At 64.4% G+C, this 13,900-nt stretch carries 14 protein-coding genes; 3 read left to right on the top strand and 11 right to left on the bottom strand.

Annotation, left to right across the window (positions count from 1 at the left end):
- Window positions 1–446: 446 nt before the first annotated feature.
- From IAE37_RS03640 to IAE37_RS03625, 4 genes are all read right to left on the bottom strand, one after another.
- Window positions 447–914 carry an inhibitor of vertebrate lysozyme family protein gene (locus IAE37_RS03640; protein WP_201169335.1) on the bottom strand — a complete coding sequence of 156 codons (468 nt, stop codon included), beginning with the start codon at window positions 912–914 and terminating at the stop codon, window positions 447–449.
- Window positions 915–919: 5 nt separating this feature from the next.
- Window positions 920–1,081, bottom strand: a complete 162-nt coding sequence (locus IAE37_RS03635) for a DUF1328 domain-containing protein (RefSeq protein ID WP_003252966.1) — start codon at window positions 1,079–1,081, stop codon at window positions 920–922.
- Between the two features lie 60 nt (window positions 1,082–1,141).
- Window positions 1,142–1,444 (bottom strand): hypothetical protein, encoded by a 303-nt coding sequence (locus IAE37_RS03630; protein ID WP_201169333.1) that lies wholly within the window; start codon window positions 1,442–1,444, stop codon window positions 1,142–1,144.
- Window positions 1,445–1,619: 175 nt separating this feature from the next.
- A complete protein-coding gene (locus tag IAE37_RS03625) occupies window positions 1,620–2,435 on the bottom strand; it encodes a BON domain-containing protein (RefSeq protein WP_201169330.1) in 816 nt (271 codons plus the stop codon).
- Window positions 2,436–2,645: 210 nt separating this feature from the next.
- On the opposite strand from IAE37_RS03625, the gene algB reads away from it, so the two are divergent.
- Window positions 2,646–3,992 carry a sigma-54-dependent response regulator transcription factor AlgB gene (gene algB / locus IAE37_RS03620; RefSeq protein WP_201169328.1) on the top strand — a complete coding sequence of 449 codons (1,347 nt, stop codon included), beginning with the start codon at window positions 2,646–2,648 and terminating at the stop codon, window positions 3,990–3,992.
- 8 nt (window positions 3,993–4,000) lie between these two features.
- Window positions 4,001–5,767, top strand: coding sequence for a KinB sensor domain-containing domain (locus IAE37_RS03615; protein WP_201169326.1), 1,767 nt, complete (start codon window positions 4,001–4,003; stop codon window positions 5,765–5,767).
- A 14-nt stretch (window positions 5,768–5,781) separates the two neighbouring features.
- Here the strand turns inward: IAE37_RS03615 and IAE37_RS03610 are convergent, their stop codons facing one another.
- The 7 genes from IAE37_RS03610 to IAE37_RS03580 form a co-directional block, all read right to left on the bottom strand.
- Window positions 5,782–7,401 (bottom strand): EAL domain-containing protein, encoded by a 1,620-nt coding sequence (locus IAE37_RS03610; protein ID WP_201169315.1) that lies wholly within the window; start codon window positions 7,399–7,401, stop codon window positions 5,782–5,784.
- A gap of 72 nt (window positions 7,402–7,473) precedes the next feature.
- Window positions 7,474–8,223 (bottom strand): N-acetylmuramoyl-L-alanine amidase, encoded by a 750-nt coding sequence (locus tag IAE37_RS03605; RefSeq protein WP_201169313.1) that lies wholly within the window; start codon window positions 8,221–8,223, stop codon window positions 7,474–7,476.
- A 77-nt stretch (window positions 8,224–8,300) separates the two neighbouring features.
- Window positions 8,301–10,325 (bottom strand): GGDEF domain-containing protein, encoded by a 2,025-nt coding sequence (locus IAE37_RS03600; protein ID WP_201169311.1) that lies wholly within the window; start codon window positions 10,323–10,325, stop codon window positions 8,301–8,303.
- 95 nt (window positions 10,326–10,420) lie between these two features.
- Window positions 10,421–11,275: an endonuclease/exonuclease/phosphatase family protein gene (locus tag IAE37_RS03595; RefSeq protein ID WP_201169300.1), complete on the bottom strand. Its 855-nt coding sequence runs from the start codon at window positions 11,273–11,275 to the stop codon at window positions 10,421–10,423.
- A 12-nt stretch (window positions 11,276–11,287) separates the two neighbouring features.
- A complete protein-coding gene (gene dsbA / locus IAE37_RS03590) occupies window positions 11,288–11,923 on the bottom strand; it encodes a thiol:disulfide interchange protein DsbA (protein WP_201169298.1) in 636 nt (211 codons plus the stop codon).
- 153 nt (window positions 11,924–12,076) lie between these two features.
- Window positions 12,077–12,694, bottom strand: coding sequence for a c-type cytochrome (locus IAE37_RS03585; protein ID WP_201169295.1), 618 nt, complete (start codon window positions 12,692–12,694; stop codon window positions 12,077–12,079).
- A gap of 31 nt (window positions 12,695–12,725) precedes the next feature.
- Window positions 12,726–13,028, bottom strand: coding sequence for a c-type cytochrome (locus IAE37_RS03580; RefSeq protein WP_201169292.1), 303 nt, complete (start codon window positions 13,026–13,028; stop codon window positions 12,726–12,728).
- Between the two features lie 193 nt (window positions 13,029–13,221).
- Here IAE37_RS03580 and yihA point away from each other — a divergent pair, with 193 nt between their 5' ends.
- Window positions 13,222–13,854 carry a ribosome biogenesis GTP-binding protein YihA/YsxC gene (gene yihA, locus IAE37_RS03575; RefSeq protein WP_201169289.1) on the top strand — a complete coding sequence of 211 codons (633 nt, stop codon included), beginning with the start codon at window positions 13,222–13,224 and terminating at the stop codon, window positions 13,852–13,854.
- The last annotated feature ends 46 nt before the right edge of the window (window positions 13,855–13,900 follow it).

Here is a 13,900-nt window from a genome sequence, read left to right as displayed (position 1 = left end):
GAAATCCGAACATGGCCAAAACGCCATTTTTAGGCCGATTTGGCGGCATGCAAATGAGGGAAAAATCGCTGTGTTCGACAATCCGAACGGCCTCAGCGGCGTCTCGCCACGCCGGGCACATTCGGAAAAAAAATAGATAGATGGTCGACGCAAAATGTGTCTCGTAGGGAAACGCGCGAAGGAGCACGCGCGGATGGCGCCTCGGAAGCCAGGTCGCGCTCAAGTGCCCCTCTGGCACGAACTCGACCTGGAACTTCCGATTCTGCCCGCCTGACCCGGCCCGATGCTGGAGGTACTCCCTGTACCCCTAGGCCACTCCGATCCTGCAACAATCAGAACAGCCCGGCCCCCTGGTCATGTGTCGCCCCTCCTCGGGGCGGCGCATCATAGAAGCGTGAACGATAGAAAGGTTCCGCTTCCATTACGTGACAATGCTCGACCGTCGGTCAGTACCACTTCGGGTCGCGCTTGAGTTGCTCCTGCAACATCGCTTTCATGCCGTCGTCCGGATCGCCCAGCCAACGGTACTGCGCATGGCGGGTGGGGGACTTGTCGCTCGGCAGGCCTTCGGGGACTTCCACGAGCATCCCGTAGGCATCGTCCTTGTCCCAGCTGAACGCCACGATCAGGCGTTTGTAGGTGCAGTTGTCGGCGGTCTCGCACAATGGCCCGACCAGGTATTTGTCACCGTCCTCGGTCACCGCCGACATTTGCGCCTGGGCACTGCCGGACAGGTTGATCACCCAATCCGGCAAGCGTTCTTCGCCCTTGATGGTGTCTTGCCAGGTTTCCCGGTATTCCGGGTCCGAGCCGAGCAACTGATCAGCCCGCAACTGGCCGTCATTGGCCGCCATCACCGCTGCACTGCCGCCCAGCAAGGCGGCAGCCAGGGCGGCACGGAGCTTCATGCCCATCGTCGTCAACCTCGACCACGTCCGAAGAAGAAGGACGCCACGAACAGCACCAGGAAGACGATGAACAGAATCTTCGCGATACCGGTGGCAGCGCCGGCGATACCACCGAAGCCCAGAACGGCAGCGACAATGGCGATGATGAGGAATGTGATAGCCCAGCTCAGCATGGTGGTTCTCCTTCTTTTCCTTGATGAAATCGGTGCGGCACAAGGCGGTCGACCTGGCCCTCAGAACACCCAGCGATCCTGGGGTACGACGTTGTCGACGGTGGCCGGTGCAACCTGCTTCTGGTCCTTGCCACTGACCTGGGCCAGCGGCTCGGCAGCACGGACCAGCGTGGTGGCACGCGAGGACTGCAGCTTCGCCAGCAGGGCAGTCTGCGCAGCCACCTGATCGGCCAGTCGCGAGGTCTGCCAGCTGTGATAGAACAGGCCGACGGCGAGGGTCAGCAGGAGAGCCATCCCGATCACCAGGAACTGGCGCAAAGGCAGTACGGCGATTGATGAGCGGTCGATGGTTGGGCGGTTCATGCCGGCTTCTCCTGCGGTCGTTGTTGTGCAAACCTGAGGAGGTAGTTGCAGCCTGCATGCCAGACTTTGATTTTCTATAAAATCCTTATAAATCAATAAGTTGAAGTTAGGACGCGACACGCGCCAGAACGTATCCTGCACGATGCCCCCCGTGGCATCGTGCGATTTGCACGAATCAGCCCTCGACCTTGGTCGCCACCTTCAGCAGATCGGCGTCCACGCCGCGCACGCCGATGATTTGCCGGGCGATCTCCACTGCGATGGTTTTCTGCTCGCTGCTCACCACCTCGCCAGACAACCGAACCAGGCCTTCATCACTGGCGACCTTGATGTTCAGGCCATCGAGGTTACGGCTGAAACGGAAGCTGTTCTGGATCTTGTCCACTACCCATTTGTCACTGGGCTGTGGCCCCGCAGGCGCATCCACCGGCTTCTCCCGGGCCTTGGCCATCGCCGCGCTGTCCAGGCTGACCAGGTTGTTGACCAGGTACACGCCGTCGGTGGTGCGCGCCACCACACCCGCCAGCTCCTTGGCCTCGGTGCTGTCCACCTTGCCGCGCAGGGTGACCACGCCTTCGCTGCTTTGCACCTCGATGGCGGCTTTTTCGGTCACGCGGCTCCACAGCAGGCGCGCGCGGATCACTGCGGCCAGGGTCGCATCTTCCAGCCGCTGGGCGTACGCCCGCGTCTCCAGCGGGCGCTCCACCAACTGCGGATTGACCTTCAGCTGGTTGTCGACCTGCTCGATGCCGCGGGTGGCCAGTGCGACGTGCTCGGCCAACTGGCGCTCGACCTCGTTCTCGACTTCCCCGGCCAGCCGGGCCTGCCGATCGTCGACAGCGACTTCGATGCGAAAGGGATTGAGCATGCGATTGAGCGACAGTGCGGTTTGCAGGGCCCCTTGCAGACGCGCGTCCTGAACGGGGTCCGCAAACGCCAAGACAGGTAGGCAACTGACCAGAAAGACGGCCGCTCGAGTAGGAAAATTCATAGCTTCATCTCCTTTCGTAGGCAAAAACAACAAATAGTCGCAACCAATGTGCCAGCTCGGATCTCTAACCCAATCATCGATATTCGGGAGCCACGAGCGGTTATTTGGCCATTGGCTAGCATGCAAAGGACAGAATCACTCAGAATGGACCATGCAACTTGCCCGATTTTTCCCACACTAATTAAAGATCTATCCGAAGGAGCGCAGGAAATGGAACCAACACAGGACAACAAAGGCCGCATTCTGTTGGTGGATGACGAGTCGGCGATCCTGCGTACGTTCCGTTATTGCCTGGAAGACGAAGGCTACAACGTGGCCACGGCCAACAGCGCCGCCCAAGCCGACGCGCTGTTGCAGCGCCAGGTGTTCGACCTGTGCTTTCTCGACCTGCGGCTGGGCGAGGACAACGGCCTGGATGTACTGGCGCAGATGCGTATCCAGGCGCCGTGGATGCGCGTGGTGATCGTCACCGCCCACTCGGCCATCGACACCGCCGTCGATGCCATCCAGGCCGGCGCCGCCGATTACCTGGTGAAGCCCTGCAGCCCCGACCAGCTGCGCCTGGCCACCGCCAAGCAGCTGGAAGTACGGCAGTTGTCGGCGCGCCTGGAAGCCCTCGAGGGCGAGGTACGCAAACCCAAGGACGGCCTGGACTCGCACAGCCCGGCGATGATGGCGGTGCTGGAAACCGCACGCCAGGTGGCCACCACCGACGCCAACATCCTCATCCTCGGTGAGTCGGGCACCGGCAAGGGCGAACTGGCGCGGGCCATCCACGGCTGGAGCAAGCGTTCGCGCAAGGCCTGCGTGACCATCAACTGCCCCTCGCTCAATGCCGAGCTGATGGAAAGCGAGCTGTTCGGCCATACCCGCGGGGCCTTCACCGGTGCCAGCGAGAGCACCCTCGGCCGGGTCAACCAGGCCGATGGCGGCACCCTGTTCCTCGATGAGATCGGCGACTTCCCACTCACCCTGCAGCCCAAGCTGCTGCGTTTCATCCAGGACAAGGAATACGAGCGTGTCGGCGACCCGGTCACACGCCGCGCCGACGTGCGCATCCTCGCCGCGACCAACCTCAACCTGGAAGAAATGGTGCGCGAAAGCCGCTTCCGCGAAGACCTGCTGTACCGCCTCAACGTCATCACCCTGCACCTGCCGCCGCTGCGTGAGCGCAGCGAAGACATCCTGACCCTGGCCGACCGATTTCTGGCCCGCTTCGTCAAGGAGTACTCGCGCCCGGCACGCGGGTTCAGCGACGAGGCCCGCAGCGCGCTGCTCAACTACCGATGGCCGGGCAACATCCGCGAGCTGCGCAACGTCGTCGAGCGCGCCAGCATCATCTGCCCACAGGAACGCGTGGAAATCAGCCACCTGGGCATGGGCGAGCAACCCGCCAGCAATGCCCCGCGCGTGGGTGCGGCGCTGAGCCTGGACGAGCTGGAGCGCGCCCACATCGGCGCGGTGCTGGCCGCCAGCGATACCCTCGACCAAGCGGCCAAGACCCTGGGTATCGACGCCTCGACCCTGTACCGCAAGCGCAAGCAATACAACCTATGAAATTATCGATGAGGCTGCGCACGCGGCTGTTCCTGAGCATTTCGGCGCTGGTCACGGTGGCCTTGCTGGGCCTGCTGGTGGGCCTGCTCAGCGTGCTGCAGATGGCCACCGCGCAGCAACAGCTGGTGCGCAACACCAACCACAGCCTGGAAATCGGCTTGAAGCTGCGGCAGAACCTCGGCGAACAGCTGATGCTGATGCTCGACGACAGCACTGCGTCAGAAAGCCTGAAGGCCCTGCAAGACAACTTCCAGGCCTTGCTCGAAGAGGGCCTGGAGCAGGGCGGCGAACGCAGCGGCTTCAGCAGGGCCAGTAGCCACTACCAGGCGTTTCTCCAGGCCTACCGGGAAAGCCCGGCCCCTGCCCGCAGCCTGGCTGCCGACCAACCTCTGGGCGCCGCCTTCAACCAGCTGCGCAGCGATCTGGTCGAGGGCCACCGCCAGGCGCTGGATCACATCACCCAGAGCGAGGCACGCAGCCGTGACCGCGCCCTGCTGGTCAGTGGCCTGATCGGTCTGATGGGCCTGGCGGTGTTGGTGCTCGGTTTCATCACCGCGCACAACATCGCCCGCCGCTTCGGCTTGCCCATCGAGGCCTTGGCCAAGGCCGCCGACCAGGTTGGGCAGGGCAATTTCGACGTTACCCTGCCGCTGACCCAGGCCAGCGAACTCAACCAGCTGACCCGACGCTTCGGGCTCATGGCCGATGCCCTGCGCAAGCACCAGGCCACCAACGTCGACGAACTGCTGGCCGGCCAGCAGCGCCTGCAGGCAGTGCTCGACAGCATCGACGACGGTCTGCTGATCATCGACCGCCAGGGCCGCCTCGAGCACTTGAACCCGGTAGCCCAGCGCCAGCTCGGCTGGAGCGACAGTCGCGTCGGCAGCTCCCTGGTCGCCGCCCTGCAACGCCCGGAGCTGGAACAGCAACTGCGCCAGGTGCTGCGCGGCGGCACCCTGGACCGCCAGCCGGACGATCTGGCCATCGAAGTCGACGAGGAGTCGCGGCTGCTGGCCTACAGCCTGACCCCGGTCAGCCACCCCGAGGGGCCGATTCTGGGGGCCGTGATGGTGTTGCACGATGTCACCGAGCAACGCCTGTTCGAACGCGTGCGCAGCGAATTCGTCCTGCGCGCGTCCCATGAGTTGCGCACACCGGTGACCGGCATGCACATGGCCTTCGGCCTGTTGCGCGAGCGAGTGAAATTTCCACCAGAGGCCAGGGAAAACGACCTGCTCGAGACCATCGGCGAGGAAATGCAACGCCTGACCCAGCTGATCAACGACCTGCTGAACTTCTCGCGTTACCAGAGCGGCCTGCAGAAACTGGAACTGGCGCCATGCGCCATCGACGAGTTGCTCGATCGCGCGCAGTTGCGCTTCGCCGAGCAGGCGGGCAACAAGCAGATCGAGCTGGTCAAGGCGCTGGAGGGGCCACTGCCACGCATCCAGGCCGATGTCGCCCAACTGGACCGGGTACTCGACAACCTGCTGCACAACGCCATCCGCCATACCCCGTCCGGTGGCCATATCCGCCTGCATGCGCGGCGGCACGCCGAGCGGGTGATCATCAGCGTCGAGGACAACGGCGAGGGGATTGCCTACGGGCAGCAGGGAAGGATCTTCGAACCCTTCGTCCAGGTCGGGCGCAAGAAAGGCGGCGCCGGCCTTGGCCTGGCGCTGTGCAAGGAGATCGTGCAATTGCATGGCGGGCGCATGGGGGTGTTTTCACGCCCGGGGCAGGGCACCCAGTTCTACATGGCGCTGCCGGTGTAACCGATGCCGGGCCTTCAGGCCTCATCCCCCCTCGGCGGTACGACCCTGTACCTGCCACGCAGCACCAGCTCGATGAACTGCCGGGCATTGAGCGGGTGGGCGAACAGCCAGCCCTGGCCGTAGTTGACCCCCTCGCTGTTGAGCAGCACCGCCTGGTCTTCGCACTCGATGCCTTCGGCGATCACCCGCAGGTGCAGGTCATGGGCCATGCGGATGATATGCGGCGCCACGCCGCTGCTGGCAGCATCGTGGCCCAACGCATCGATGAACGCCTTGTCGATCTTCAGGCAGTCGACCGGCAGGGTCTGCAGGTAGGCCAGGCTGCAATAGCCCGTGCCGAAGTCGTCGATCAGCACCTGATGGCCCACCGCTCGCAGTGCCTGCAGGTTGTCACGCGCCACCACCACGTCGATCAGCCCGCGCTCGGTGACTTCGAAGGCGATCTGCCGCGGCGACACCCGGTGATGCGCCAGCAAGCGTGCCGCCACCCGGCCGATGCGTGGCACCATCACGTCGCAGGCCGCCAGGTTCACCGAGATGTACAGGTTGCGATTCGCGCGCAACAGATGCCCCAGTTGTTCGAGTACCCGCTGCAACACGAAGTCAGTGATCTCGCAGATTTGCCCGGTGTTTTCCGCCAGCGGGATGAACAGGTCGGGGCTGGTCAGGCTGCCGTCAGGCCGGCGCCAACGCACCAGCGCCTCGGCGCCCACACAGAGACGGCTGTCCAGCTCGATGATGGGCTGGTAGAGCACCTGCAGCTCGCCACGGCGCAGAGCGTTCTGCAGTTCGTTGCTCATCGACCGCCGCTGCAGGATCAGCTGCAACACCAGCCAGCCGATGCAGCAAGCCGCCAGCACGCTGCCGGGGAACAACAGCCAGAGCGTGCCGTTCATGCGCAGGGGCAAGCTGGCCCGAGGGGCCATCAGCACTAGTTGATAGTCCGGCGACTTGGTCGGCATGCGGTACACCAGCCGGTCAGTCAATTCGAGCAGCGCTGTCTGCCCAGACACCCACCAGCCCGCCGCCGGTGGCCACGGTTGGCGCGGGCCAAGTACCGGAATAGCACGGTTGCCGTTGTCGAGCACCACCAGCAAGCTCCCCCCCGGCGGCAGGTCGACCACGTCGGTGAGGTGCCCACGCGAGGTGGATACCAGGAAATTGCCTCGCCCGAGCATCAGCGCGGCCAGGTTCTCGTCGGGTTCGGTGGTGGTGTTGAGCCAATAGCTATAGGTGGGCCCCTGGATATCCGGCGCGCGCAACGGCACGAAAGCCGGCAGCGCGCCGCGGTTGGAGCAGGCGAAGGTACGATCGACGTAGGCCGCTTCGTAGATGAACCGCGAACCCAGCGCGGCCTCGCGCAACGCCACCATCATCGCGGCGCTGCAACCGCGCAGGGGTTGTGCCTGCAATTGATCGACCGAACGGCGCAACTGGCCGAACACCTGCTCGAGGCGCTCGAGAAAGCGTTCGCCCTGGGCATTCATCTGCGCACTCTCGCTCTGTTTCATCTGGTGCAGGGCGATACCGAAGCTGGCGGTGAGCAATACTGCGGCGCTGGCCAATGCTGCGAGGGTGGCCAGCATCCAGGGTCGGTAGAAAAATTGGCGCAGCGCAGTCATGAGAGCCGGCATCGCAAGCATCCAGTTGATTACCAAGGTATAGCAACTGGATGGCGAATTGGCGCGGCCATTGAGCGGAGCGGCTCAACGCATGCGGTTGAGCACCTGCAACATGGCAGCGGTCTGGGCATCTGGAGTGCCGTCGAAGCGCTGCGGCCGGAAGCGCATCTGGAAGGCGGCGATCACATGCCGTGTGGCGACGTCCAACTGCCCGGTCTGTTCGATGGCGTAGCCGAAGCGCGCCAGTTCCTGCTGGTACCAGCCGATGGTCGGTGGGTTGGCGCTGAAATACATCTGCTGGCGCGCCACTGCGTTAGGCTCTGGCCAGATGCCCAGGCCCGCGTCGGCCAGGCGCTTCCAGGGGAACATCGGCCCGGGATCGAGCTTGCGCAGTGGCGCGATATCGCTGTGGCCGATGATGTGCCGAGGCTCGATGCCGTTGCGCTTGACGATGTCCTTGAGCAGGGCGATCAGCGACTGGATCTGCGCTTCGCTATAGGGGTACCAGACCCGGCCATTGGGGGTATCGTCGAAGCCCGGATTGACGATTTCGATGCCGATGGAGCTGGAGTTCAGCCAGGTACGGCCCTGCCACTGGCTGTCGCCGGCGTGCCAGGCGCGGCGGCTTTCATCGACCAGCTGGTAGATGGTGCCTGGGCCGTCGCCGATCAGGTAGTGGCTGCTGACCTCGCCGTGGGTGAGCAGCGCCAGCGAACGCTCCAGCGAGGCGCTGGTGTAGTGCAGGACGACGAACTGAATGCGGTTGTCCTGGTTGGCGGAAGGGTGGCTGCGGTCGATGCGCAGGCCGGTGGAACAACCGGCCACGGTCAACATCAGCGCCGCGATAAGCGTGGATTTAGCGAAGGAAAACACATCAAGAGCCTCTGCCTGGGAGCGCTACAGTATAACCGCTAGCCTTGCTCCACGCGGTTGCGTCCCAGCGACTTGGCGCGGTAGAGCGCCTCGTCGGCGCGTTTGAGCACCTGGTCGCCATGCTCGCCGGTGCGAAACGCACCCAGGCCGATCGACACGGTGATCACCACCCGCTCGCCCTTGAAGTGGAACGGGCAGGCCTCGATCGCCGCGCGCATGCTCTCGGCCACCTGTGCAGCGGCCGGGGGCGAGGTCTGCGGCAGCAGCAGGACGAATTCCTCGCCGCCGAAGCGGGCGATGAAATCGCGCCCGCGCAGGCGCTTGCTCAACTGCCCGGCGACGATCTTCAGCACTTTATCCCCGGCCAGGTGGCCGTAGCCGTCGTTGATCCGCTTGAAGTGGTCCAAGTCGAGGATGGCCATGGCCAGATGGCCGCCGTTTTCCTGCCAATCCTGGATCTCCTGTTCCACGCGCTCGCTCCATGCCGCCCGGTTGGGCAGCCCGGTCAGCGGGTCGATCAGGGCCTTCTGGCGTTGTTCCTCCAAGTGTTCGCGGTAGCCAAGCGCCTCCTGCTCCATGGTCGCCACGCGCTCGGCCAGCCCGTGCAGACGCCCGGCCAGCTCCTGCTCGCGGCGGTCACGGGCGTGCTGGTGCTCGTCCATGGTGGTCAACAGGCCTTCCAGGCGGTTTTCCAGGATGTGCTTGAGGCTGTCGACATCGGCCGCGCCCTGCACGCTGTTCTGCAGGCCGCCGACCTGTTCGCGCAGCTGGTTATCCAGTTCGCGCGCCGCCGAGCTGTTGTCGGCATGCCCGGCACTGGCTTCGTGCAGGTGGCTCTGGAAGCCTTCGAGGCGCTCGTTGAGCTGCTGCAGGTAGGCTTCGAATTCGTGCTGGCCACTGTCGGTGATCGCCAGCATGAGCACCGCCAGGTCGTCGAGCACCGGAATCAACTCGTACCAATTCAAGCCACGAGCCACCCGGTTGCGCATTTCCAGGGCCTGGGCCTTGTGCCGCTCGGGCAGGCTGAGGTCGTCGAGCAGGCCGAGCAGAGTCTGTTCGATATGCGCGGCGACCTGGCTGTAGGGGGGCTCGACAGCGTCGGGGAGGGCATAGGGGCCATCCTCCCCCAGCAACGCCTCGGAGGCCTCGGAGACAATGTCCTGGGAGACGGGGTTCGGGGCGTCGGGCGCTTGGTCCGCGGGTTCGGCGACGGGCTCAGGCCCAGGCTCGGAGCTTGCCGACTCGCTGGGCGACAGCGCCAGGGAGGTCTCGGGCGGGGTCTGGCCGGGTGCCGGCGGCGCCGGTGGCAGATCGGACGCGGCTTGCCCTTCGGGCTGGGGTGACGCGGGCTCTACCTGCGCCGGGTGCTCGGCGATGGGCGCCTGCTCAGCGGCTTCGGCTGCGGGAGCCAATGGTTGCAAAGCATCGATATCAGCGGCTTGCGGCGATTCGCTCGACGCCGGCGACCCGGGCGCAGCTACGCCAGGCACGGGCGCTGCGGCCTCTAGCGGGGGTTGTGCATCCTCGTGCGGCTCGCCGTCACGCCCCCCGAACAAGCGCTGGAGCAACCCCGGTCGGGCCGGCTCGCCCGGCGCGTTCAGCGCGGACAATGCACGCCCCTGCAGGCCGCTCAGCTCGCCCAGCAGCGGCGGTAGCTCCCGCGACTGGCTGACGCCGCCGTCGAGCTTCTTCGCCAGCTTCTTCAACGGCCGGGACAGGTCGCCCGAGAGCGGCAGGGTCTGCAGCTGGGTCACCAAGGCAGTCAGCGCATCGCTGACCTGGTTCATCCGCGTTTCCCGGCGCTGCTCGGAATCCAGCACGGCCTTTTCCAGGCGCGGGATCAGCCCGGCCAAGCCGGCATCCATGTTGTCGCGGCGGATGACCTCGCGCATTTCCTTCATGCATTCGTCGACCGCCTTGTCGCTGCCTTCGGCGGCCAGCGAGCTGCGCACCAGGCCACGGCGCAGCAGGTCGAGACGCGCTTCCCAGCGGCGCTCGAGCTTTTCCTGCTGCTCGATGCTCTTGAGGTATTTTTCTTTCCAGCGCTCAGCTTCTTCGGTCATGCCTTGATCCGCAACGGTGGTGCATCGGGTGGCTGTGATGACTGGCTTTCGGCAAGCGGCGGCAACACTTGAGGGTTGCCAAGCGCCAGGCTGAGCTAGGTCAGGACCGGCAGCGTATCCACAGTCAATGCATCAGGCAATCGGATCTCGACGGCGACTGGAAGGTGGTCGGAAATCGGCTGCGCCAGCACCTCGACCCGCTCCAGGGTCAGGCTCGGGCTGAGCAGGATATGGTCCAGGCAGCGCTGCGGGCGCCAGCTGGGGAAGGTCGCCTCGGCCTGCGGGGCGATCAGCCCCAGGTCGCGCAGGGCAGAACGCTCGAGCAGGTCGTTGGCATGGGTGTTCATGTCGCCCATCAACACCTGGTGGCGGTAGCCGCCGATCAGCTCGCGGATGTAGCTCAGCTGCAGGGCGCGGGTCTTGGCGCCGAGCGCCAGGTGCATCATCACCACGATAAGCGCGTCCTCGCCTTCGCCGAAACGCACCAGGATCGCGCCACGACCGGCGGGGCCGGGCAGCGGATGGTCCTCGAGCAGTTGTGGCTTGAGACGGCTGAGCACGCCGTTGCTGTGCTGGGCGAAACGCCCGAGGTTGCGGTTGAGCTGCTGGTACCAGTAGGGAAAGGCGCCCAGCTGGGCCAGGTGCTCCACCTGGTTGACGTAGCCCGAGCGCAGGCTGCCGCCGTCGGCCTCCTGCAAGGCCACCAGGTCGAAATCGTTGAGCAGCTCGCCGATGCGCTGCAGATTGCCGGCGCGCCCGGTATGCGGCAACAGGTGCTGCCAGCTGCGGGTCAGGTAGTGCCGATAGCGCTCGGTACTGATGCCGACCTGGATATTGAAGCTGAGCAGCCGCAGGCGACCATCCTCGGGCAGGCCGCTGGCCTGCAGGTGATGTTCGTTGACCTGCGGCTGGTGCAGGCCAATGCCACGCGTGCTACGGAAGCGGGGCATGGGTTGCGCCGCTTACTGAGCGGCGCGCTCCTTGGCGATCAGCTGGTCGGCGACGTTCAGCACGCCGTCTGGCCCGCCAGCGGTGCCGAGGTCGAAGCGATATTTGCCGTTGACCACCATGCTGGGTACGCCGGTGACTTCGTACTTCTTCGCCAGTTCCTTGGCCTGGTTGACCTGGCCCTTGATGGCGAAGGAGTTGAAGGTGGCGAGGAACTTGTCCTTGTCGACACCCTGGGTGGCGAGGAAGTCGGCCATGTCCTCAGGGTCGGTCAGGCGCTTGTGCTGGTTCTGGATGGCATCGAACACCGCGGCGTGGACCTTGTGCTCGACGCCCATCGCTTCGAGGGTCAGGAACATCTGGCCGTGGGCATCCCAAGGGCCGCCGAACATGGCCGGAACGCGCTTGAAGTTGACGTCCTTGGGCAGTTTTTCGACCCACGGGTTGATGGTCGGCTCGAAGTGGTAGCAATGGGGGCAGCCGTACCAGAACAGCTCGACCACTTCGATCTTGCCTGGCTGGGACACCGGAACAGGGTTGCTCAGCTCGATATATTCCTTGCCGGCGGTGGCAGGCTCGGCGGCCTGGACGGCAGCCATACCGAAGGCGCTGGCAGCGACCAGCGCGGCGCTGAGAATCAGTTTACGCATGCTTTACTCCTGAGCATTCATTGGTCGCCTCGACGCGACCGGTGCTATGACCGCTGGCGAAGGGCCCGGGTTCTGTAGTGTAACGGCTGCGGACGAAAAAAAGGGCGGTCCGCGCCGCCCTTTCATCTTTAGCCTTGCAGCATTAACCGAATGTTAATGAAGGCCCTGGATATAGCTGGCCAACGCCTCGATATCCTTGTTGCTCAGCTTGCCGGCGATGGTGCGCATGGTCATGGCATCGCCGTCGTTGGTGCGGTTGCCTTCGCGGAAGTCGGTCAACTGCTTGGTCACGTACTGCGAATGCTGGCCGCCCAGGTGCGGGAAACCGGCGAGGGCGATACCCGCGCCATTGGGCGAGTGGCAGCCCGTGCAGGCGGGCATGCCTTTTTGCAGGTCGCCGCCGTTGAACAAGGCGCGGCCACGTTCGACCAGCTGGGGATCGGCGGCGCCCACGCTGCCCTTCTGGCTGGAGAAGTAGGCGGCGATGTCGGCCAGGTCCTGCTCGCTGAAGTTGGTCAGCATGCCGGTCATCTCCAGCACGGTACGCTTGCCGGACTTGATGTCGTGCAGTTGTTTCTCGAGGTAGCGCTGGCCCTGGCCGGCCAGTTTCGGGAAGTTCGGCGCCAGGCTGTTGCCGTCGGGGTTGTGGCAGGCGCCACAGACGGCCGTCTTGGCCTGGCCGGCGGCGGCATCGCCTTGGATAGGTTGCGCAGCAGTGGCCGCACCTGCGACACCCATGGTCAACAGCAGACTCACGACTAGTTTGTTCATCAGCTAATCCAACACGGCTAAGGGTGAAATGTTATGTATCGGGACTGCCGCTCATCCAAAGGATGACCAAACGGTAGTCTTCGGCACTGCAGTCCATGCACAATCCACGCGGCGGCATAGCCTTGAAACCCTGGGTAACATGCCCCACCAGTGTGTCCATGCCTTGCGCCAGCCTAGGCTCCCAGGCTGCCCGGTCACCCCGCTCGGGTGCCTGTGGCAACTGCCCGGCGTGACAGGCCGCACACGTGCGGTTGTACAACGCCTCGGGATCCTGTGTAGCCTGTGCGCCGTAAAACGGCAGGAACATACCGACAGCAAGCAGCCATTGCGCCATGCGCAGCGACCTGACAGGGTTGGGGGCCGCGCTGCGTTCTATTGCGCGAGCTATTGTTCGGCACCCCATGCGCATTCCTCTTCGCTGGAAGAATGAGCACACAAAAACTGGGGCATTATATACTTCCGCCATCCAAACGGAAACGACACCGCTTGCCGGCCTTGGCCTTGGCAACACCCACATCGGATATCCCATGCAAGTCAAGAACCCCATCCTCGGCCTCTGCCAGAAAGCCACATTCGCCCTCAGCGCCGCCAAGGTCGAACAATGCCCGGACGACCAGGGTTACGAGGTGGCTTTCGCTGGCCGTTCCAACGCCGGCAAGTCCAGCGCCCTCAACACCCTGACTCATGCCAGCCTGGCGCGTACCTCGAAAACCCCGGGGCGCACCCAGCTGTTGAATTTCTTCAGTCTGGACGATGAACGGCGATTGGTCGACCTGCCGGGCTACGGTTATGCGAAAGTCCCGATCCCGCTCAAGCAGCACTGGCAGCGCCACCTGGAAGCCTACCTGGGCAGCCGCGAGTGCCTGCGCGGGGTCATCCTGATGATGGACGTGCGCCATCCGATGACCGACTTCGACAAGATGATGCTCGACTGGGCCAAGGCCAGCGGCATGCCGATGCACATTCTGCTGACCAAGGCCGACAAGCTGACCCACGGCGCGGGCAAGAACACCCTGCTCAAGGTGCAGTCGGAGATCCGCAAGGGCTGGGGCGATGGAGTGACCATCCAGTTGTTCTCGGCGCCCAAGCGCCTGGGCCTGGAAGAGGCCTACCGGGTGCTGGCCGATTGGATGGAGCTCGAAGACAAGCCGGCAGCCTGAGAGCCACACAGACTACCTGTAGGAGCGGGCTTGCCCGCGAAGCATC

Source organism: Pseudomonas sp. S31, assembly GCF_016648105.1.
Taxonomy (GTDB): Bacteria; Pseudomonadota; Gammaproteobacteria; order Pseudomonadales; family Pseudomonadaceae; genus Aquipseudomonas.
The sequence above is the reverse complement of the archived record's forward strand: the minus strand, read 5'-3'. Positions and strand labels throughout refer to the sequence as shown.